The organism is Escherichia sp. SCLE84, assembly GCF_012584495.1.
Classification (GTDB): domain Bacteria; phylum Pseudomonadota; class Gammaproteobacteria; order Enterobacterales; family Enterobacteriaceae; genus ECMA0423.
In genome coordinates this window covers 4,858,768-4,882,419 of sequence record NZ_CP051430.1, presented here as the reverse complement: position 1 = coordinate 4,882,419, position 23,652 = coordinate 4,858,768, and the positions used below count along the sequence as shown (strand labels likewise).

Sequence of the window (23,652 nt, the reverse complement as noted above, 5' to 3'; positions counted from 1 at the left end):
CAGCCCGCAGTTTAAACATCTTCGCGCGCACAGCAATAATAATTCTTATTTTTATTCTTTTTTACCTGCCTGACGGAATGTCAGGTTGTAGCGGCAGTCGCCGGTGAGTGGATGAAACCCCGCTTTCAGCGGTTGAATGCCGTGATAAAACAGCCGCGATTCACCGCCCCATACCACCACATCGCCATGTTCCAACAACAAACGTTTGAGCGGATCATTACGTTTCAGGCCACCAAATTGAAAAATCGCGGGTAAGCCAAGAGAAACAGAAACAATCGGCGCGCGCAGATCCGGTTCGTCTTTATCCTGATGCAGCGACAGTTTCGCGCCAGGAGCGTAGCGGTTGATAAGACAAGCATCTGGCTGGAAATCCGGATAGCCCGCCGCCGTAGCCGCACGTTGACATAAATCATGAAAGCTTTGTGGCATGGCGGGCCACGGTTTATTTGTTTGCGGATCAATGGGCGAATAGAGATAACCTTGCCGATGGGTCGTCCAGCCCAGATGCCCACAGTTGGTCATCGCCACCGACATGGTATATCCCCCGGGGGTGACCATCTGGCGAAACGGCGACTGGCTGGCAACGTTATTAATATCGCGGATCAGTTGCTCCGCAGCGTTAAAAGCAAAACGGTGCAAAATTACCGCTCCAGCCGCCAGTGGCTCTTGCCACGGTTCAGCATCGGCAAACAGATCCAACATTACCTCTCCTCATTTTCAGCTTCGCGGCGCAGCAGTTGCGCTTTACGCGACACGCCCCAGCGGTAACCGGAAAGTGTGCCATCACCACGGACCACCCGATGACAGGGTATTATGATAGCCAGCTTGTTGGCGGCACAGGCGCTGGCAACGGCCCGTACCGCTTTCGGTTTGCCGATGGCGTTAGCCAGTTGCTGATAACTGACGGTTTCACCGCAAGGTATCGTGCGCAGTGCCTGCCAGACTTGTTGCTGAAAAGCAGTGCCGCGAATGTCCAGCGGTAACGTCAGCGGCGTATCGCGTTGATTGAGGCTGGCGATCACTTCACGCACATGTTGCTGAAACATCAGATCGGCAGGCGCGTTGTCGGCAGCGGGAAACATCTGCTGCAACTCGCTGATTAGTGTCGCGTCATCATCGCCCAGCAATATCGCGCAAATCCCCCGCTCGCTTTCTGCCACCAGGCAACGACCCAGCTCACAATCAGCCAGCGCGTAACGCACCGCCAGATTTTCGCCACCGTGACGGAATTGTTTAGCCGTCATGCCCAGCGTTTCGTCAGCTTTGCGATAGTAACTGCTGCTGTCGGGGAATCCGGCGTTAAGAATAGACGTCGTCACGCTCTCCCCTTTCGCCAGCGATTCGCGCAAACGGCGAGCGCGCCAGGCCTGTTGCCAGGCTTTAGGCGTCATTCCGGTAGTCGCTTTAAACAACCGATGTAGATGAAATGGACTCATCGCCACCTGGTCGGCTAAGGCTTCCAGCGTTACAGGCGTTTCCTGTTCCAGCAGTCGACACGCGTGGGTGATTTTATCCAACCGATGTTGCTGGGCATTGGCTTTTTCTGGCTGACAACGTTTGCAGGGGCGAAAGCCAGCGGCGAGTGCCTCGCTGGCATTTGCGTAGAAGGAGACGTTTTCCCGCAAAGCATGTCTGGCGCGGCAAGACGGACGGCAAAAGATGCCTGTGGTACGCACGGCGAAAACGAATTCGCCGTCGGCATTCGGGTCGCGGGCTAAGACAGATTGCCAGCGTTGATCGTCAGTTAAGCATGTGGCTTTTTTCATAATCAGCTCCCTGGTTAAGGATAGCCTTTAGTCTGCCCGCTCACCATCACGCAAAAACCAACAATCTTGCGCTTTAATTTTTTTCGCTGACAAGGAAGCTTTTAAACTGTGGTGACATCCAGGTTTTAAAGCTATCGCCTTCTTTGGTGATCATATAAACCGCCAGCCCTTCCCGGCGAACAACCTCTTTGGCTTTCTTCGGCCCGAGTACCATCAAGCCAGTATCCCAGGCATCGGCTTCCAGCGCCGTCGGAGCAATCACCGTCACGGATACCAGATTGTGTTCGATGGGACGCCCGGTTTGCGGATCGATAACATGGGAAAGACGTTTGCCGTCCAGTTCGTAATAGTTACGGTAGCTGCCAGAGGTGCTAATCCCATGACCGTTGATATCCACCACAGCCTGAACCGCGTTTTCTTTATCGGTTGGTTTTTGAATCGCTACCCGCCACGGCTGGCCTTCACCGTTCATACCACGGCTGTTCAGCGCGCCGCCCACCGACACCAGATAGCGGGAAATCCCTTCCTGCTCCATCAAGCGTGCCAGGTGATCCGCCGCATAACCTTCACCGACGGTGGAGAGATCGACATATAAATCCGGCAGGTCTTTTTGCAGATATTGCTGATGCGACTGATTGATGACCGTCAGGTGCTGTAAGCCGGTTTTGGCTTTCATCGCATCGATCTGTTCCTGGCTCGGAATTTGAACCGGCTGTTGTTCCGGGCCAAAGCCCCACAGATTCACCAGCGGCCCGACGGTTATATCCATCGCACCATCGGTCCTTGCGCCAATGCGCAGCGAGGTGGTGACGATATCGGCCATCGCTTCACTTACCGGCCACGGCGACAAACTTTGCGAGTCGTTAAAGCGCATCAGCGCGGAATCTTTTTTATAGGTCGAAAGCAGCTGATCGTCGGCGTCCAGCTGGGTCTGAATCTTTTCTTTAAGTTCGGCACTGCGTTTGGCATCAATGCCCGGGATGCTGGCACGCCAGAAGGTACCCATGGTTTTGCCTTCAAGAACGGTAACTTCAGTAGCGTGGGTTTTGGCGGGTTGTTGTTTTTGATCGCAACCAACAAAGAAGAGCGCGGCAGCCAGCAGTGCCACGCGGGTAAAGCTTATTTCCATACGTGATTATCCTCATGCGAACGGTCGCAAGAGTACACCAAAAAACTGAGTTTGTACGCTGAAAACAATGAAAAAAGGGCCCGCAGGCCCTTTGTTCGATATCAATCGAGATTAGAACTGGTAAACCAGACCCAGAGCTACGATGTTATCAGTGTTGATGCCAGCGTCACGAGTGAACTGGTTGTCGTCCAGCAGGTTGATTTTGTAGTCAACATAGGTGGACATGTTTTTGTTGAAGTAGTAGGTCGCGCCAACATCAACATATTTCAGGATATCTTCGTCGTCGTAGTTACGACCATTGATGACACCCAGGTTTTTACCTTTAGACTGCAGGTATGCTACAGACGGACGCAGACCGAAGTCGAACTGGTACTGAGCAACAGCTTCGAAGTTCTGTGCTTTGTTCGCCCAACCCAGGGAACCTACGCGAGTTGCGTTGTAGGTCTGGGTGTACTGAGCAGCCAGGTAGATGTTGTTAGCGTCGTATTTCAGACCACCAGTGTAGGTTTCAGCACGGTCGCCAGTACCGATGTAGTTACGAGCTACACCATTGCTGATGTAGCTACCATTTTGATCATCAGTACGTTTGGAGCTGGAAACTGCAGCACCGATACCGAAGCCTTCGTAATCATAAGTGATAGAACCGCCAACGCCGTCGCCGTTCTGACGCAGAGCATCGCGACCATTGTTGGTCATGCCTTCGCCGCTTACGCTACCGTTTTTGCCCTGGTACTGAACAGCAAAGTTCAGGCCGTCAACCAGACCGAAGAAGTCAGTGTTACGGTAGGTCGCAAAGCCGTTACCACGCTGCTGCATGAAGTTGTCAGAACCGTAGGTGTCGCCACCGAATTCTGGCAGTACGTCGGTCCAGGAAGTTACGTCGTAAACAACGCCGTAGTTACGACCGTAGTCGAAAGAACCCACATCCTGGAATTTCAGACCTGCGAATGCCACACGGGTCCAGGAGTTGTTTTCGTTTTCAGCGCTGTTGCCCTGGATCTGATATTCCCACTGGCCGTAACCGGTCAGCTGGTCAGTAACCTGAGTTTCACCTTTGAAGCCAAGACGCATGTAGGTCTGGTCGCCATCTACATCTTTGTTGTCAGAGAAATAGTGCAGGCCGTCTACTTTACCGTACAGATCTAATTTGTTGCCGTCTTTGTTGTAAACTTCAGCAGCGTTTGCTGCGCCTGCTACCAGCAGAGCTGGGACCAGGAGGGACAGTACTTTAACTTTCATGTTATTAACCCTCTGTTATATGCCTTTATTTGCTTTTTTATGCCACTGCATACTGATTAACCCTCATTAATCAGTCGGCAAGTCCATTCTCCCCAAAAATGCAGAATAATCCAACACGAATATGATACTAAAACTTTTAAGATGTTTCATTTATCGCTATAGATGTTTCAAAATGTAAATTCAAGGGAACTTTTTAAGATTATTGCGGAATGGCGAAATAAGCACCTAACATCAAGCAATAATAATTCAAGGTTAAAATCAATAACTTATTCTTAAGTATTTGACAGCACTGAATGTCAAAACAAAACCTTCACTCACAACTAGAATAACTCCCGCTATCATCATTAACTTTATTTATTACCGTCATTCATTTCTGAATGTCTGTTTACCCCTATTTCAACCGGATGCCTCGCATTCGGTTTTTTTTACCCTTCTTTACACACTTTTCATTATTCTTTGCTACCACAGAAAAACTATAACGCTTGTTAACTATTTCACAAATAATTAACATCAGCATAATTTCCAGCAATCTTTGTTTATTTGCAATTATTTTCGTTGGGCTTTTTGTAGGTTATTTGTACAGCAAAATGGCGCTTGTACATCTATTTCCCCCAATGCAGGATGATAAATATCACGGGAGAATAGAGAATCATCAATCAGGTAAGAGTCTGGAATTTCACACTGTACCCTTTATACTGCCCTATCACTTCGCGAAGTTTTAACAGGTCATAAACACGAATGCGTCAGAAAGAGACAACGGCCACGACCCGCTTTTCACTCCTACCGGGGAGCATTACCCGCTTCTTTTTACTGTTGATCATTGTGTTACTGGTGACGATGGGTGTAATGGTACAAAGCGCCGTTAACGCATGGCTGAAAGATAAAAGTTACCAGATTGTCGACATTACCCACGCTATCCAAAAGCGCGTCGATACCTGGCGTTACGTGACCTGGCAGATCTACGACAACATTGCCGCGACGACCTCCCCCTCCTCCGGCGAAGGTTTACAAGAGACGCGCCTGAAACAGGATGTCTACTATCTGGAGAAACCGCGCCGCAAAACGGAAGCGTTAATCTTTGGCTCTCACGACAACTCAACGCTTGAGATGACTCAGCGGATGTCCACCTATCTGGACACATTGTGGGGCGCAGAAAATGTACCGTGGTCGATGTATTACCTGAATGGTCAGGATAACAGTCTGGTGCTGATCTCAACCCTGCCCCTCAAAGATCTCACCTCCGGATTTAAAGAATCGACCGTCAGCGACATTGTTGATTCACGTCGTGCAGAGATGTTGCAACAGGCCAACGCCCTCGATGAACGCGAAAGTTTTTCTAACATGCGCCGCCTGGCCTGGCAGAACGGTCATTACTTTACCTTGCGTACCACGTTCAACCAGCCGGGACATCTGGCAACGGTCGTAGCTTTTGATCTGCCGATTAATGATTTGATCCCACCGGGTATGCCGCTGGACAGTTTCCGCCTTGAGCCAGACGCGACGGCAACGGGAGACAATGATAATGAGAAAGAAGGGACGGATAGCGTCAGTATCCACTTTAACAGTACGAAGATTGAAATCTCCTCGGCACTCAACTCTACCGATATGCGCCTGGTCTGGCAGGTTCCTTATGGCACCTTATTGCTGGATACGTTGCAAAACATTCTGCTGCCACTGCTGCTGAACATCGGTTTGCTGGCGCTGGCGTTATTTGGCTATACCACATTCCGCCATTTCTCCAGCCGCAGTACAGAAAGTCTACCCAGCACGGCGGTCAATAACGAATTGCGCATTTTACGGGCAATTAATGAAGAGATAGTCTCACTGCTGCCGCTCGGCCTGCTGGTTCACGATCAGGAATCGAACCGCACTGTCATAAGTAACAAAATTGCCGATCATTTGCTGCCGCATTTGAATCTGCAAAACATCACCACCATGGCGGAACAGCATCAGGGGATTATTCAGGCGACGATCAATAACGAGCTGTATGAGATCCGCATGTTCCGCAGCCAGGTCGCGCCGCGCACACAAATTTTCATTATTCGCGATCAGGATCGCGAAGTGCTGGTAAACAAGAAACTCAAGCAGGCGCAGCGTCTGTATGAGAAAAACCAGCAGGGGCGGATGACCTTTATGAAAAACATTGGCGATGCGCTGAAAGAACCCGCACAGTCCCTGGCGGAGAGCGCGGCTAAACTCAACGCCCCGGAAAGCAAACAACTGGCGAATCAGGCAGATGTGCTGGTGCGGCTGGTTGATGAAATACAGTTAGCGAACATGCTTGCGGATGATAGCTGGAAAAGTGAGACGGTGCTGTTCTCCGTGCAGGATTTAATTGATGAAGTTGTGCCTTCAGTGTTGCCTGCCATCAAGCGTAAAGGTCTGCAACTGCTGATTAACAATCATCTGAAAGCACACGATATGCGCCGCGGCGATCGCGATGCCTTACGACGTATTTTGCTGCTACTGATGCAATATGCCGTGACCTCAACGCAATTGGGAAAAATCACCCTTGAGGTTGATCAGGATGAGTCCTCCGAAGACCGCCTGACGTTCCGCATTCTGGACACGGGAGAAGGCGTAAGTATTCATGAAATGGATAATTTGCACTTCCCGTTTATCAACCAGACCCAAAACGATCGCTATGGCAAGGCGGACCCGCTGGCATTCTGGCTGAGCGATCAACTGGCACGTAAACTGGGCGGTCATTTAAACATCAAAACGCGGGATGGGCTTGGTACACGCTACTCTGTGCATATCAAAATGCTCGCAGCTGACCCGGAAGTTGAAGAGGAAGAAGAGCGTTTACTGGATGATGTCTGCGTAATGGTGGATGTTACTTCGGCAGAAATTCGGAATATTGTCACTCGCCAGTTAGAAAATTGGGGTGCAACCTGTATCACACCCGATGAAAGATTAATTAGTCAAGATTATGATATCTTTTTAACGGATAATCCGTCTAATCTTACTGCCTCTGGCTTGCTTTTAAGCGATGATGAGTCTGGCGTACGGGAAATTGGGCCTGGTCAATTGTGCGTCAACTTCAATATGAGCAACGCTATGCAGGAAGCGGTCTTACAATTAATTGAAGTGCAACTGGCGCAGGAAGAGGTGACAGAATCGCCTCTGGGCGGAGATGAAAATGCGCAACTCCATGCCAGCGGCTATTATGCGCTCTTTGTAGACACAGTACCGGATGATGTTAAGAGGCTGTATACTGAAGCAGCAACCAGTGACTTTGCTGCGTTAGCCCAAACGGCTCATCGTCTTAAAGGCGTATTTGCCATGCTAAATCTGGTACCCGGCAAGCAGTTATGTGAAACGCTGGAACATCTGATTCGTGAGAAGGATGTTCCAGGAATAGAAAAATACATCAGCGACATTGACAGTTATGTCAAGGGCTTGCTGTAGCAAGGTAGCCTATTACATGAACAATATGAACGTAATTATTGCCGATGACCATCCGATAGTCTTGTTCGGTATTCGCAAATCACTTGAGCAAATTGAGTGGGTGAATGTTGTCGGCGAATTTGAAGACTCTACAGCACTGATCAACAACCTGCCGAAACTGGATGCGCATGTGTTGATTACCGATCTCTCCATGCCTGGCGATAAGTACGGCGATGGCATTACCTTAATCAAGTACATCAAGCGCCATTTCCCAAGCCTGTCGATCATTGTTCTGACCATGAACAACAACCCGGCGATTCTTAGTGCGGTATTGGATCTGGATATCGAAGGGATCGTGCTGAAACAAGGTGCACCGACCGATCTGCCGAAAGCTCTCGCCGCGCTGCAGAAAGGGAAGAAATTTACCCCGGAAAGCGTTTCTCGCCTGTTGGAAAAAATCAGTGCTGGTGGTTACGGTGACAAGCGTCTCTCGCCAAAAGAGAGTGAAGTTCTGCGCCTGTTTGCGGAAGGCTTCCTGGTGACCGAGATCGCTAAAAAGCTGAACCGCAGTATTAAAACCATCAGTAGCCAGAAGAAATCTGCGATGATGAAGCTGGGTGTCGAGAACGATATCGCCCTGCTGAATTATCTCTCTTCTGTGACCTTAAGTCCGGCAGATAAAGACTAATCATCTGTAGGCCAGATAAGACGCGTTAGTGTCTTATCTGGCATTTGCACCGATTGCCGGATGCAGCGTAAACGCCTTATCCGGCCTACGATTCCCATTATTTCAACAGATTACATTAAAGTAGGCCAGATAAGACGCGTCAGCGTCGCATCTGGCATTTGCACTGAATGCCAGATGCGGCATAAACACCTTATCCGTCCTACGATTCCCGCGATTTCCTGACCCTCTCGGCATATACCGTCAGCGTCTGTTTTATCACATCCAGCGTTACCGGCTTCGACAGGCAGCTGTCCATACCGGACTCCAGACACCGCTGCTTCTCTTCAGCCAACGCATTAGCAGTTACTCCGATTACCGGCAACGTCAGTCCCAACTGACGAATGCGTTGCGTCAAGCGGTAACCATCCATATTTGGCATGTTGACGTCGCTAAGCACGATATCAATATGATTCTTGCTAAGTACATTAAGCGCATCGACACCATCATTCGCGGTTTTACATTGATAGCCCAACGATCCCAACTGATCTGCCAGCAGACGTCGGTTAATCGGATGATCATCCACGACCAGAATCATCATATCGTCATTATCGCTGACCGCTTTGTCCGTCGACGGCAGAGCGTTAGCAGGATCGTCGCTCTCCATCTCGATCAAATAAATACGCGCCAACAATGCCGGTAGCTCATGCGGGGCAGCCACACTGTGTACCCACTCCCCTGGCGCTTTCTCCAGCGGAATACCAATATGGCGACGACAGAAGGTCACTACCGCTCTACCCTGCCATTTTTTACTCACTACCTCGTCAGTAATTAACACATCTTCGGGAGTCGGTTCCTGCCCTTCGTATGTTGTAACGACGATGCCGCTGCGCTGCAAACTGGTTTCCAGGAACTGACAGAGCGACGCATTGCGGACCGCCAGCCAGCAGCGTTTACCACTCAACCCTTCCACGCCTTTTTTCTGCGGGTACTGAGCGCCGTACAACGGAATACGCACGGTAAACTGGCTGCCCATTCCCGGTTCTGAATCTACCGAGATATCGCCGTCCATCATGCTGATCAGTTTTTCACAAATCGCCAGACCCAGACCGGTCCCCTGGAAGTTTCGCTGTACGCCCGTTCCGACCTGGAAGAAGGGATCAAACAAGCGCACCACTTCTTTCGCCGGAATCCCCACGCCGGTATCGCGAACACGGATAGAGAGATAATCGCCATCAGCGCGGACATGCAAAACTATACAGCCGGTATCGGTGAATTTTATGGCGTTACTCAACAGGTTGGAGATGACCTGCTGTAAACGCATCGGGTCGCCATTTAAGGCCACTGGCACATCCGGTTCAATAAAGCAGTACAAGCCTAACTGCTTGCGTACCACCAGCGGTAAATAGTTGGCGGTGATGTGGTTCATCACTTCACGCGGTGAAAACTCACGCGGTTCGATCTTCAACTGTTCCGATTCAATCTTCGAGAAATCGAGAATATCGCTGATAATTTTCAACAACAGGCTGGAAGAGTTGTTCATTGCCGTCACCAGCCGATCGACGCCTTTCGGTAACTCTTTGGTTTGCAACAGATCCAGGTTACCGATAATGCCATACAGCGGCGTTCGCAGCTCATGACTGACGGTGGCAAGGAACATCGATTTTGACTGGCTCGCCTGTTCCGCTGCTTGTGCCATCTCCTGCAACGACTCTTCCATCTTCACGCGCGAAGAAACATCCACCAGCACACAAATGGCCACGTTTTCATTACGATAGCGCGAATGGACGAAGCTGATTTGCAGATTGGTATTGTTGCTGGTCAGGACATCAACAAAATTGACCTGCTGCCCACAGATAATTTGCGTCAGTCGTTGGCGGTCCTCATGCGTAAGCATATTGAGATAGGTATGCGCCAGTTCGTTACTTAAAATATTGACGCCATCAGCGGTACGCAAAATACAGATACCCACTGGCGCGGAGGCGACAATCTTGCGATTGAACTGCTCATGTTCTTCCAGTCGCAGGGCGTCGCTTTCCGCCGGAATGAAAATACGTCGCTCGTACATCCGCGCGAGAGTAAACAATGCAGCTCCGGCAAGCACATTCAGCAAAATTGCGTTAAGGATCAACATGCGAATGCGTTCCAGCACCTTATCAACCGGCACCGAATACACGATGCTTAGCGATGAGGGTGGCAGATTTTTCTTCAGCACCAGCTCCCGGAACCCTTCCGTATAGCCAAACCAGGAGCGTTCCTGCATCCAGCGAGGATCGCCCTTAATTTTACTTTCTGGTCCGGTAAGCGAAATCAGGGTATGACCATTTTCATCAAGAATGGTAACCCCCATCGGCAACGTACCCGGTAAGAAAAAGTTCTCCATCCGGATGGTCTGCTCGACACCCAAAAGCGCCTGCAACCGGTTCGCCAGATAAACTGGCGTCAACGCGTAAAAATACCCGACGCCAGGGCGCGGACCTTCGCTGATCCAGTAGAGGTTACTGCCGCTATCATCTTGTGGTGCATTTCGATATTTATTGATGCGTTCATGCAAAGCTTTCAACGCGGTATCGCGTTCCACTGGCATATCACGCAGACCGAAATTGGCCATGCAGAGGTTATCACTGCCGATTAAAAATACCCGGTTGAGATCGTAAGCCGCAGAAAAATTATCGCGCCAGTAGCGCATAAACCACGCCAATGACTCCAGAGAACCTCGCCAGGTGTTACTCATTGCGGAACAATCGGAGTCGGCAAACAGCGGTTCAAACGCAGGCACATCCGCCTGCGTTTCTCGTCCACGCGGGGAAAGCACACCGTTTTCTGCCGATAAGCGATTTTCGGCGATGTACTTCAGCTCTTTCATCACATCAGAGGTGCGTTGAATAAAGCGCTGAGCCTGATCGGAACTCAGATTAAATTCCTGACGAATTTCCGATTCTCGCTGATGTAACGCATTAACGATGTAAAAAACGGATGAAAAAGCAATCAACAGCCAGAGCACTAACGCCAATGCTCTGAACATGTAGCGCGAGGCTTTCAGGGTTGTACGAAAAGAAGCAAGGTATTTCAAAGGGGCGAAGCTCCGCCTCAGGTGACCGATGGAGTGTGGTTAAGGTAGCGGTAAAAGCGTGTTACCGCAATGTTCTGTCACCATTGCAATAATGCGTATCGCTTAGAAACCATTGCCTTAACCAGGAAAGCCGGAGTAGATGGACAGTTCTCAGTACGAAAAATAAGAAATGACCAATCTGCCGACGCTTGTTAATGGTTATATCCTGGCGTCGGCAGATCGCCCAGCAGTCTTATCTGAAAAAAGAGAGAGCCAGGTTGTGTGAAGGGATGGATCACCAGTCAAAACTTTTCACCAGCGTCAGCTCGCCAGCATTACGCATCGGTACAATAAATGTTTCCTGTTTCTCATTGACCGATCCTTCATCGGTGATCAGCGTCAGTTGGGCGGTCGTCAATTCCGTTTCGCTGCGCCCACCATAGTAGTTGATATACACCTGATAGCGCCCGTGAACTGGTGCTGGCATGGCGAAAATCTCGGGTCCGTACCCCGTCGTGACATCCATATCCAGTGCACCACTGTTTTTCAGCACGGTGTTACCGTACCAGGCGTGTTCGCCATCGGGCGTGACAACATGGAGATCGAGATCGGTATTGTCCGTATCCCACGAGAGAACCAGCCGTAAACGTGCACGAATCGTTCCTGTACCCGGCATTGAGTAAAACTGCATTTTTTGTCGGCTTTGCCCATCCGGGCTGATGACCTGCACGCTGTTGCTGCCTTCAGTGAAAATATAAGGGCGTGCAAATGAACCATCGGATTCAACTCTCTGCGGCATACTGGCACCGTTGACCACCAGCCGGCCCTGCTGAACTTTACCCGCCGCAGCATAATTCTTTATTTTGCCGCGGATCTGCGCTGAGATATTTTGATCATCTGCCATGTTGACGGACGACGCCGGGTAATTGATCGATTGTGAAAAACTGGCATCTTCGCCCTCTGCCGGATGCCAGCCAGAGAGCGGTGCGTCAATCTCGACTTCCTGCACACCTTCACTGTGAGCGACAGGCGAAAGTGCCACCAGTAACAACGGAAGAAAAATCTTTCGCATAGCATTAGTCCATTAATAATTGTCGGGTCAGCGTTTCGATATAGTTCTCATCAAGCCCGGTGGGATAACCATCAAAGGCCAGGTGCAGATACTCATGGGTTAAATCCAGCCGATCCTGAAGCGTAAAGAAGTTACGAATAAACAGCCGTTTCTGCTGCCGATCGGTATAGGGGAAACCTGAGACTAAACGACAGACCGCAAACACGTCTGGTTCGTTGTACCCCGTCTCGCCTTGTAATATACGCCGCCACTGCGGCATTTTTTTCGCCAGCCAGGCTTTCGCTTTGGGTAATAACTGGCAGGTTGAGCGTGGAGCTCCCCAGCGGCTAAGGCTGTTGTCGGGATAAGCAAACGCGAGTATCTGGTCGTAACGCTCCCCCTGCCCCGCCTGGGCCGTGGCTTGCCGCCAGGAAAGTGTCCCTTCGGTAGCGCGACTGCCATGATAATGAACCGGATCGCCTGCATAGATGAGATCCTGCGTCCAGGCGGTCATCGTTCGCGCCCCCGTGGTCGCTGGCGAAGCAGAAACACGCTGCGTGGCGCTGCTGTCGGGGATGGTCAGGCAATCGCCTTCCTGATTGGCGTTTTGCTGTAAAAAAGTGCGAATCGCCACGGTCATGGCTTTCGCTGCCTCAGGGGGCGTACTTTTCGCCTCGCGATCCAGAACTCTGGCAACGTACTCTTCACGATCGAGATGCGACTGCAATTTCAGTTTGCCCTTTTCGCTCAGTAAGGTCGTCTCACCGTGGCTGACAAACGTAATGTGGTTACCATTAGTAAACGTCACACGATAGCGCCCATTAAGTACGCCGGGTTTTACTGCCGTCGTACTCTTTTCCGCTGTGATTTTCTTCAGCGGATAGCGGGCAAACAGCTCCACCTCTACACATTGCCCACTGGCAACCTGCGTCGGCACTGGCAAAACCCGATTAAGCACCGTCGCATAACGGGTTAGTACCGTTTTGCTGGTGCCACTGCCAGTAACCCACAGCGGTGTACCATCGGTTAACCAGCCAGCAAAACCACCCTGGCGGATTTCCTGTTTATCATCGGCAAACCAGCTCCAGGTTTTCACCCGTACCCGACTACCGAGCATGGATGCGACACCGATTTTCGCCTCGTCCAGCACCACATCCAGTAAGACTTCCTGAGCTTTGTTTTGCGCAGGTAACGTCGCTAATGAATCGAGCAGCGATTTAACCGTTACCGAGGTTTCTGGCTTCAGCGTTGTAAGAGACGCTAACCACGCAGGTGCCTGACGCTGTTGCCAGTATTGCCCCCACACATCTGCGCCAATATGCAACCGCTGCGGCGCAAAATAGAGCCCACAGGAACGTACCAGCGCGGTATCGCGCGTTATGCTCTCCCCAGCCTGACAACAATAAACCTCTTCCGGGGAGTTTCCGTGACACTGGTAGGGCTGCTCCGGTTGATGGGTATCCTCCAGCCAGGCGTAAACATACAGTTTCCACAAACTCCCTAACGGCGTGGTGAGCGAGTCAGGTAATGCTGAGACTTTGGTCACGCCTGATGACGACAGCTGATACAGTTGATCGTGCTGCGCACCGCGCAGCACCAGTTGTAACGGCGTCTCCTCCGCAAGCGTTGGCAGAGTAACCAACGCCAATAGCCAGACGATTCTGCGCCAGTTCACTTATTTCACCTGCATCCCGGTCCATTCACTCCCTGCCGCAACACTTTGCTGCGCAGGTGCATAGGAACGCACATAACGAGCAGGAGGCAGAACGAATTGCCCTTTTTGCGAGAAGCGCAGCAAATGGCGGAAAGTGACCGTTCCCGTCAGTTCTTTCACCGGCACCATATAGGCCAGTTCGCCCATTTCATTACGCGCTTTTTCCAGCAATTGCCCCTGCTGTTTCGCGGCGTTGGGTTTATTGACTGAAATGCCCCATGTTGTGCGCTCAACGTCGGCTCCCGGCGGGAGCGGTACTTCCACCTGACCATAGCGCAGAACTGCATCCTGCTCGCTGGTAAGCGTAATTTCATCGAGATACAGCGCATCGCTGTCAATCTCATTGCTGGTCACCGGTTGCAGAATAAAGCTCATCTCTTCTTCACCAGGGATAAGCCGATACAACTGGCGTTCAACGGTCACCGGAATGTTACTTTGTTGAGCCATTTTTGCCGGCTCACGCCAGCGGACCTGCACATTTTGCGGCGATAATTCGTCACCAAAAGAGAGAATGTCCGGCACGCCCTGACCAACCCAACGCCAGTCTTCGCCCCCTCCAGTTAACTTATGTTTAGCCCATGCGCCCGCAGGCGCAGGCAAAACAACTGGAGGCATTGTCGCCATATATTTCGCCAGCCAGTTCATGGCCAGCGCGCGCTCAATAGTGGATTGCTCAGCGGTCAAACCACTTAAAATAGCGGCCGTCTGGGTAGCGTCACCACCGCTATTGAGCAGCACAACCGTGTGCGCCAGCGGCTGATTGCTGTTTGCCGCTTTATCCCACGCATATTGCTGAACCTGTGGCATCACCGTGGACTTCAACTGCGCTTTTTTCAGCAACGTCATGGTTAAGACGTTTGCCACCGCATCTGCCAGTGGAGATTCCGGTGTATCGAGGATCAGGCTGTCATTGATATCGCGGATGTCTTCCTCAGAGAAATCTTCATCTTTAGTTCCGCGCCGGGCGATAGCTTCATCCAACCCTTTCAACAACGTTTTGCACGGCAGATTCATCTCCTGTGCCCACGCCAGCACCAGCGCCCGATGCAATAACGGCATGTTATCTGCCTGCTCCGCGTAGCTGTCGAGCATATGCTGCCAGTATTCCGGTTGTTGCGTTACGCCGATCGCCTGGCTGGCCTGCCAGTCGGCGTACCATGCCCATGCCGTAAGGAAGGCGTCACCATTGCCATCTTCACCCCACCAGGTAAAGCGCGCTCCGGGCCCCGCCAGTTGCATCAGCCGCAGACGGTTATCCTGAATCATCTGACGAATGTCGTTAGCGGCGGCACTTTGATGATCGGCAAGCGAACGCCAGGCGAGACTGAGCGGGATCAGACGGCTACCGGTGTTGATCACGCCACCCCATGGTCCATCGACTAACGCATCAAGATTGTTGCGGAAAATCTCCTGCGGCGTTTCGCTACTTTGTAGCCGGATATTGCTAGCCTGCTCGGGCAACATCAGCGCGTTCTCGCCACCGCCGAGCATGACATTTTTCTGCTGTTCAACGGGCCAGCTGTTATCCACAAAAGACAGTTTTGTGCTAATGCTGTCCTGCACTTGCCCATTTTGTTGCAGTTCTGCGCTTAACAAGCCAGATTGCTGAATGTTCTGCGCCAGCGAAATATAATTCGCCCCTTTGTGCAGCGTCAGCGCCTGGCGCATCTCAGCGCCTGCAAATTTCGTCACCAGCGCCACCGGTTCGTTATCCTGCTGACTGAAGATAAACAGTCCTGCCGCCGGTTTGTCGCCCACGCGATACACCGTTGGCATACTCCACTTCATGTAGAGATTTTTTTCCGAACGCAGATAAGCACGCCCCTGCCCGACCAGCCCGCCGCCGTTCATCCCACGCGCGGTGATACGCCAGCGGGTTAACGAATCAGGCATCAGGAACGTGAAATACGCTTTGCCTTGTTTATCGGTTGTGAGTGACGGCATCCATGCCGCGGTATCCACCTCTTCACGCCGTGGACGTTCAAGCATTTTTACTCGCCGCTCGCTGCGGTTAGTTGCGCCAGGCGCAACCGGCTCGCTGGAGAGCGCCTGGTCGTAGCTGATAAACGACAGACTGGAGCTGGTACGCACATTGTTACGCCCCAGCGGATAGAAAAATTTGCCGATATTCGGCGCGATTTCTGGTTGCAGCGCGTAGATCATTTCATCGACCACGCCTACCGTTAGCTGCGCAGAAACAGGTTTACCTTTCAGCGACGAGGTTAATTCGACATTGACCAGTTCACCAGGCTGGTAATGGGTTTTGTCCGTTTTCACCCGGATATCAAGCTGAGGAACGGCAACTTTGATCCCGGCGTTCTGAAAACTGTACTGACCATTACGGGTATACAGCACCGAAAAAGTGATGTTAGGCGCAAAGGAATTGCTCACTGGAACCCGGGCTTCATACTGGGTATCGTTTAAACGTTGTAGCGTTAGCCAGTTTGCCGGATGCGAAAGCAGCGACTGCTGTTCCACGCGATCGCGTTCCAGCGTCAATAATGCTTCATCAATTGGCTCCGGAAAGGTAATCAGCATCTTCGCGGTTTCGCCTGGCTGGTACAGCGTTTTATCCGCCACGATATCTACCGTACCCGTATGCGCCGTGCTGCCCTTACCGCTGACGGCATAACTTAACCCAGCGAGAATTAAGCCGTCTTTATCGCGTAATGTCAGATTGTAGTTGCCAGGTTTAGCGAAATTGACGGTAAAGGATTTGCCGCCTGACGGTAGCTCTCCGCTATGGCTCGTGCGGTCTTCGAGACGCAACCATTCATACGTAACAGGAACCTGTTTTGAAGATTCCAGCGCGGCATAACGGAACACAACCGACTCGCCGCTATTACTGTATTGTGCGGCAGTACTTAATGAGTAATGCGCCAGACCGCGTTCAATGAGGATCTCTTTGGTGGTGACACGATACGCCGCGCCGTCACTGGCGGAGACGGTTAACAAATAACGGCTCGGTTTATCGGCGGCGGGGAGATTTAACGCCACATGACCGCTGGCGTCGGACACCGTTTCGCTGCCTTCCAGCGACACGGGGAAACGTCCGGCATAACGCAAATCGTTACCGACCATTGATAATTGCTGAGCGCGCAAACTTAACTGCACGCGGGCATTTTTTACCGGCTCGCCATCCGGGTAGAGCAGTTGCAGTTTGCCGCTGACCGCTTCGCCAGTTTTGAACTCTTTTTTGTCGAGAGCTAAACCAATCTCGAAATGTGGCTTGATGTAGTTTGCCACGCGAAAACTGCTGCTATAGACCTGATTGCGGTAAGCAAGACGTAACTCATAACCTCCGGCAACGGCATTTTCTGGCAGGCGGAAACTTCCCTGCCCACCATTGCGCGCATCCAGCGTGACATTGACGGTTTGCAACAGACTGCCGTTGGCGTCCAGCACCGAAAGCTTCGCCGGGGCGCTGACGATGGGGGATGAATGCAACGGATCGTGGAACTCGCGGCCCATCACTTTAACATCGACACGATCGCCTGCGCGATATAGCGGGCGATCGGTAAAGATATACAAGCGGGTGTTGTAGATTTCACTTTCGTAAAAGAAGTTCTCGGAGACAAAAACGCCGCCTTCAGCATCCTTACCCAGAATGTATGAGCGTTCTGGCGATATATGTTGTAACTGCAAGGTACCGCTGTCATCGGTCACACCGCGGGTCATCACGCCAAGACCGTCAGTCCACAAGATCTCTGAGCCGGGCTTCGCTTCACCCTGTTTTTTACCCGCGGTCCACACCAGAAGCTCGTTGCCTGACACTTTGCTAAGCGCCACGGTATCGGAAACAAACACCACCGTCGTCGCCCGATACCCACCAACCATCGCCTCGACGAGGTACAGTCCCGGCTCTTGTTGGCCGAGAGGAATATAAATGTTACCCGGCTGCGGCGAGATGAAATTGCTGGATGCGCCTTCCAGTTTTACCCCTTGCTGCGGCTCGACCGGTTTAGCCTGCCATAGTGGATAACGGAACTGTTCCACCAAGGGATATTTTTTCAGCGGGGAAAACTGGTTGTTCTGTACATAACGGGAAGGTTTAATAATGGCATTGCCGAGATGTAATTCGGGTAATGCCTGAGTCACATTCTGCCGTGACTGAGAAGAGAAAGTACGCTGCATTACGCGGCGAGATTTGCCGTACCAGTTATCCCACAGCCAGGTCAGCGTATTGTTCAGCCCGTCGCCCAGATATTGCGGTTGCACCACAATGCGATGCAGGTTTTTCTGCTGGCGCAAAAATGCCATCGGGTCAGGAATACGATACAGGCGAACGTCCACGCCGCCGTACTCTTCCATCTGATAGCGCCGATAATCACGCCCCGGCGCTTCCAGTCGCACTTTCGCCTCTTCACTGCTGCTAAAACTGCTGTCAGCAAGCAAAAAGAATGTTCCCCCGGCGGGCGGCGCATAGTTACTGGAAGGAAGCGAATCATCAGCATTAGCAAGCCCTGTTCCCACAAGAGACAGGGACAAGCACGCTGCTATCGCGCCAGAAAATTTAAACGATAAATGCCAATGAAATTGGGATTGGAATCGTTGGGTATCCATCGGGTGTCCTTCCATGTCATAAGTTGTTGCAGACTGACTGCGCGCATTCCGTTGTCAGTTTTCGTGGCGCTTCCGGTGTGGTAGATGACGTAACGCCCCATCCAGACCATTAAGTGCTGGGCATCGCCCTGATCGAAAAAAATCATATCGCCAGGCAGCGCCTGGTTTATGTCCTGGCCAATAAACTGGCTGTTGTACTGAATCAAATTAATCGCGGTCACGTAGGGGCCGGTTTTCCCGTTCCCCTGATTCCAGTTTTGCGCCAGTTGACGCTGTCCAGATGTTAGCGTCATCTCTGGCGGCAAATACTGGCTAGAGAAACCGTTACTTTTTAGCCATTTACTATCGTGAACTTTCAGCGTCTCGTTCGCCGCAAATCGCACCAGGCCCGCACAATCCTGCTGATACCAGCGTGGACTTGGCCCCTGGCGGAGCTGTTCTTGTGCAATGCGTACAAACCAGGCGCGAAACAGCCCGGATTGTTCGACATTCAGCATTTCGCTATGGGCAACAACACAACACAGCCAGCAAATCAGCGCCAGCAGCCCGTGCCTCATAGCGGCTGCCAGGTTATGGGTAGCCACTGCCAGGCGGCACCGGGTTCCATCTGGGCCAACTTCATGACATAACGCGGTTGTTGAGATAAAGCGTCCAGCTTCGGCATTAATAAAGTTTGTGCGGCGTTATAAAAAACCGGTTCGAGATTCTTCGGCAGACTGGTCAACGTTTCGTTACGCAGCAGTTTCGCCACGCCTTGTGGATTGATATAGAGTGGAACGATGCCATCAGTGGGTATTACATCCACCATTGCCGGGCGGTTTTTATTCAGTGTTTGCAGGGCGTTATTAACCAGCGTGTCATCGAGGGAGAAAAGCAGCGTTTTGTTTTGCATCGCCAGCGACACGCGGAAAAAATAATCCGACATTAATTGATCGGGTTGCGCCGCCTGCGCTTTCGGATACTGACCGTATCGGGAACTCACTTCGCGACGCCAGATTTGCGCTTCGCCCTGCTGAGTCTGGCTTATCGGCAAAACACCTTCTGGCGCTTTGCTTTCGTGCGCACCAATATTTTGCGTAAACAGTTTCCCTGGCAATTGCGCCTGTTCGGCAGTGCCATCAAACTGACCGACAAACAGCGGGGTTTGCAATTTTGAGTCTTCATACCAGCACAGCCCCGCGGCACCGTCTAACGCCCCATTCAGCTTGTCGTTTTCCTGGCTGATGTGCGAAAGCATCTCTTCGGCAATACCGTGTGAATACGGCACCACCACACAGAAGCTGGCCCCGGCAGGCATACTGTTCCAGACCGGCGTAAAATCGAAACTGGTATCTACGCTGGCGGATTCATCATTTAACGCCACAAAACTGTGCCAGCCGTCGTTACCCATTTCGAAGCGTACGCCAGCAAAAGAAGGCATTAACCGCTGGTAGCCAAAACCCAGCAACCTGGCGCTGACCACGATGCGCTGGCGTACTGGCGTTTTTTCAGCAGCACGCTCTTCCAGGCCAAAGCTTGCTTGCCAGCGTTTTTTGCCGCTCAACAAATCACCTGCGATCGCCGTGGCTTCGGTATCCTGCTGATCATCTTTAAACAGCATATCCGTGCTGGAAAACACTAGCATCTTGTCCTGATATGTCGCGAACATCAGAGCGTTATTGCCGTTATAGCGCAACTGATAAACAGGAACAGTTTCACTATTTATCTTGATGCTACTGATTTCCGTTTTGCTTAACTGGCTGTCGCTGGTAGCGGCAAACAACAATGGCTCCAGCAGTTTGCTTAAACCACTGCGCTGGATCAGCACCATATAATGTGAAAGATGGCCTTGTTTATCGTGCCACAGCGCTGCCTGCGCGGGCTGATCTAAGAGTGACGAAAAGAGCTTATCTTTCAGCGTGAGATCGTGTTCATAGACAATACGACGAATGCTGCCTTCAATGCCCAGACGATCGGCATGATTCTGATAATAGAAAACGAAATCTTCGCTCAGAACATCGTGGAGAAACGGAATGGTGAGGAGATCTTTGGGAAGCTGGCTCAGAGAGTCGCTGTCGAGAAAGAGGTCCGGCTCATTGAGATCGATTTGCAGATTGTTGTGCACCACCAGCGGCGACAACGTTTTTTCTGGCCCACTGCCAGCATATTGCAACGCCCAGACGCCAGCGGAAAGCAGTGCTATTGCGCCAAAACCTACAAGACCATAGAACCGCCAGCCTTTCGCCTTTTTTTCACCACTCATTGCCACATTCCTTGTGTATAGCCAGCCATTTTTTACGGGCACAGCCAAACTTTACCGTGCCCTAATACGACAAAAGCCCAGACTTTGCAGCCTGGACTTTTCAATTCAAACAAGGGAGATAGCTCCCTTTTGGCATGAAGAAGTAAAATTATTCTTCTTCTGGCTCGTCGTCAACGTCCACTTCCGGAGCGATTTCATCGTCCCCTTCCGCGGCACTGCCATCGATGGTATCCAGATCTTCCTCGTCAACCGGTTCAGCAACACGTTGCAGACCCACTACGTTTTCATCTTCCGCAGTACGGATGAGGATCACGCCCTGGGTGTTACGGCCTACGATGCTGATTTCCGAAACGCGAGTACGTACCAGCGTACCGGCATCGGTGATCATCATGATCTGGTCGCAGTCATCTACCTGTACCGCGCCAACAACTAAACCGTTACGTTCGGTAACCTTGATGGAGATAACCCCTTTCGTCGCACGCGACTTGGTTGGGTATTCCGCCACTGCGGTACGTTTACCGTAACCGTTTTGCGTTGCGGTGAGGATTGCGCCATCGCCACGAGGCACGATCAGAGAGACGACTTTATCGCCTTCACCTAAGCGAATACCGCGAACACCGGTGGTGTTGCAGCCCATCGCACGGACAGAAGACTCTTTAAAGCGCACCACTTTACCTTCAGCGGAGAACAGCATTACTTCGTCTTCGCCGCTGGTCAGGTCAACGCCGATCAGCTCATCGCCGTCAACCAGTTTGATCGCCACTTTACCGGCGGTACGCAGACGGTTGAACTCGGTGAGGACAGTTTTCTTCACGGTACCGTTAGCGGTCGCCATGAAGACTTTCACGCCTTCTTCAAACTCGGTCACTGGCAGGATCGCAGTGATACGTTCGTCCTGCTCCAGCGGCAGCAGGTTGACGATCGGACGACCGCGCGCGCCACGAGTGGCTTCCGGCAACTGATAAACTTTCATCGAATAGACGCGACCACGGCTGGAGAAGCACAGAATATGGTCGTGAGTGTTCGCCACCAGCAGTCGGTCGATAAAGTCTTCTTCTTTAATACGTGCGGCAGATTTACCTTTCCCGCCACGACGCTGCGCTTCGTATTCAGAAAGCGGCTGATACTTAACGTAGCCCTGGTGAGAGAGCGTCACTACCACATCTTCCTGGGTGATCAGATCTTCCAGGTTGATGTCTGCGCTGTTGGCGGTGATTTCAGTACGACGTTTGTCACCGAACTGTTCACGAACCAGCTCCAGCTCTTCACGGATCACTTCCATCAGACGATCGGCGCTACCAAGAATACGCAACAGTTCCGCGATCTGATCCAGCAGCTCTTTGTATTCGTCGAGCAGTTTTTCGTGCTCAAGGCCGGTCAGTTTCTGCAAACGCAGATCCAGAATCGCCTGAGCTTGCTGTTCGGTCAGGTAGTACAGACCATCACGCACGCCGAACTCTGGCTCCAGCCATTCCGGACGCGCAGCATCGTCGCCAGCACGTTCGAGCATCGCGGCAACGTTGCCCAGCTGCCACGGATTAGCAACCAGCGCAGTTTTCGCTTCTGCAGGCGTCGGCGCATGACGGATCAGTTCGATGATCGGGTCGATGTTCGCCAGCGCCACGGCTAATGCTTCAAGGATATGAGCACGATCGCGAGCTTTACGCAGTTCGAAAATAGTACGACGGGTCACCACTTCACGGCGGTGACGAACAAACGCCGCGATGATGTCTTTCAGGTTCATGATCTTCGGCTGACCATGGTGCAATGCCACCATGTTGATACCGAAAGAAACCTGCAACTGGGTCTGGGAGTAGAGGTTGTTGAGCACAACTTCACCGACCGCATCGCGTTTCACTTCAATCACGATGCGCATACCGTCTTTGTCAGACTCGTCACGCAGCGCGCTGATGCCTTCCACGCGTTTTTCTTTTACCAGTTCCGCAATCTTCTCGATCAGGCGCGCTTTGTTTACCTGATACGGAATTTCGTGGACGATAATGGTTTCACGACCGGTTTTGGCGTCAACTTCCACTTCTGCGCGAGCGCGGATATACACCTTGCCGCGACCGGTACGGTAAGCTTCTTCAATACCGCGACGACCGTTAATGATTGCCGCCGTCGGGAAGTCCGGCCCCGGGATGTGTTCCATCAGCCCTTCAATGCTGATGTCTTCATCATCGATATACGCCAGACAACCGTTGATGACTTCCGTCAGGTTGTGCGGCGGGATGTTGGTTGCCATACCTACGGCGATACCGGAAGAACCGTTCACCAGCAGGTTAGGAATTTTGGTTGGCATGACGTCGGGAATTTTTTCCGTGCCGTCATAGTTATCAACGAAATCGACCGTCTCTTTTTCGAGATCGGCCATCAGTTCATGGGCAATTTTCGCCAGACGGATTTCCGTATAACGCATTGCCGCCGCAGAGTCGCCGTCGATGGAACCGAAGTTACCCTGACCGTCTACCAGCATGTAACGCAGCGAGAATGGCTGCGCCATACGGACGATCGTGTCATAAACCGCCAAGTCACCATGGGGATGGTATTTACCGATTACGTCACCAACGACACGGGCAGATTTTTTATAGGCTTTGTTCCAGTCATTGCCTAGTACGTTCATGGCGTAAAGTACGCGACGGTGTACCGGCTTCAGGCCATCTCGGACATCTGGCAGCGCACGGCCAACAATGACCGACATCGCATAATCCAGATAGGAGCTCTTCAGCTCTTCCTCAATGTTGACCGGTGTAATTTCTCTCGCAAGGTCGCTCATCTAACCGCTATCCCTCTACTGTATCCCGGATTCAAAGGTCGCAAATTATAACACAGCCGCGCAGTT

The 23,652-nt window shown here is 51.7% G+C and carries 13 protein-coding genes; 2 read left to right on the top strand and 11 right to left on the bottom strand.

The annotated features are described in order from the left end of the window. Positions 1-51: 51 nt before the first annotated feature. From alkB to ompC, 4 genes are all read right to left on the bottom strand, one after another. Positions 52-702 carry a DNA oxidative demethylase AlkB gene (alkB, locus tag HGD79_RS23660; protein ID WP_032252095.1) on the bottom strand — a complete coding sequence of 217 codons (651 nt, stop codon included), beginning with the start codon at positions 700-702 and terminating at the stop codon, positions 52-54. Further along, positions 702-1,766 carry a bifunctional DNA-binding transcriptional regulator/O6-methylguanine-DNA methyltransferase Ada gene (gene ada, locus HGD79_RS23655; RefSeq protein ID WP_000710375.1) on the bottom strand — a complete coding sequence of 355 codons (1,065 nt, stop codon included), beginning with the start codon at positions 1,764-1,766 and terminating at the stop codon, positions 702-704. Before ada ends, alkB begins: the two co-directional genes overlap by 1 nt. Before the next feature lie 73 nt (positions 1,767-1,839). Continuing rightward, positions 1,840-2,895: an FAD:protein FMN transferase ApbE gene (gene apbE, locus HGD79_RS23650; RefSeq protein ID WP_096147443.1), complete on the bottom strand. Its 1,056-nt coding sequence runs from the start codon at positions 2,893-2,895 to the stop codon at positions 1,840-1,842. A gap of 111 nt (positions 2,896-3,006) precedes the next feature. After that, positions 3,007-4,134, bottom strand: coding sequence for a porin OmpC (gene ompC, locus HGD79_RS23645; protein ID WP_000865573.1), 1,128 nt, complete (start codon positions 4,132-4,134; stop codon positions 3,007-3,009). 738 nt (positions 4,135-4,872) lie between these two features. On the opposite strand from ompC, the gene rcsD reads away from it, so the two are divergent. Together rcsD and rcsB are read left to right on the top strand one after the other, a co-directional pair. Further along, the gene (rcsD, locus tag HGD79_RS23640; RefSeq protein ID WP_047642305.1) at positions 4,873-7,545 is read left to right on the top strand and encodes a phosphotransferase RcsD; all 2,673 of its coding nucleotides are present in this window, start codon (positions 4,873-4,875) and stop codon (positions 7,543-7,545) included. 16 nt (positions 7,546-7,561) lie between these two features. Next, positions 7,562-8,212 carry a response regulator transcription factor RcsB gene (rcsB, locus tag HGD79_RS23635; protein ID WP_001061917.1) on the top strand — a complete coding sequence of 217 codons (651 nt, stop codon included), beginning with the start codon at positions 7,562-7,564 and terminating at the stop codon, positions 8,210-8,212. A gap of 199 nt (positions 8,213-8,411) precedes the next feature. Here the strand turns inward: rcsB and rcsC are convergent, their stop codons facing one another. The 7 genes from rcsC to gyrA form a co-directional block, all read right to left on the bottom strand. After that, a complete protein-coding gene (gene rcsC, locus HGD79_RS23630; protein ID WP_000876014.1) occupies positions 8,412-11,261 on the bottom strand; it encodes a two-component system sensor histidine kinase RcsC in 2,850 nt (949 codons plus the stop codon). A 274-nt stretch (positions 11,262-11,535) separates the two neighbouring features. Then, positions 11,536-12,312: a YfaP family protein gene (locus tag HGD79_RS23625; RefSeq protein ID WP_001225866.1), complete on the bottom strand. Its 777-nt coding sequence runs from the start codon at positions 12,310-12,312 to the stop codon at positions 11,536-11,538. Between the two features lie 4 nt (positions 12,313-12,316). After that, positions 12,317-13,966: a YfaQ family protein gene (locus HGD79_RS23620; protein WP_168848520.1), complete on the bottom strand. Its 1,650-nt coding sequence runs from the start codon at positions 13,964-13,966 to the stop codon at positions 12,317-12,319. Next, entirely contained in the window at positions 13,967-18,478 is a 4,512-nt protein-coding gene (locus tag HGD79_RS23615) for an alpha-2-macroglobulin (RefSeq protein WP_211086009.1), read from the bottom strand. A gap of 23 nt (positions 18,479-18,501) precedes the next feature. After that, complete coding sequence (locus HGD79_RS23610; protein WP_021565336.1) at positions 18,502-19,125, bottom strand: DUF1175 domain-containing protein; 624 nt, start codon at positions 19,123-19,125, stop codon at positions 18,502-18,504. Beyond that, complete coding sequence (locus HGD79_RS23605) at positions 19,122-20,810, bottom strand: DUF2138 domain-containing protein (RefSeq protein WP_000012300.1); 1,689 nt, start codon at positions 20,808-20,810, stop codon at positions 19,122-19,124. Before HGD79_RS23605 ends, HGD79_RS23610 begins: the two co-directional genes overlap by 4 nt. A gap of 148 nt (positions 20,811-20,958) precedes the next feature. Further along, positions 20,959-23,586, bottom strand: a complete 2,628-nt coding sequence (gene gyrA, locus HGD79_RS23600) for a DNA topoisomerase (ATP-hydrolyzing) subunit A (protein WP_001281218.1) — start codon at positions 23,584-23,586, stop codon at positions 20,959-20,961. Positions 23,587-23,652 lie beyond the last annotated feature (66 nt).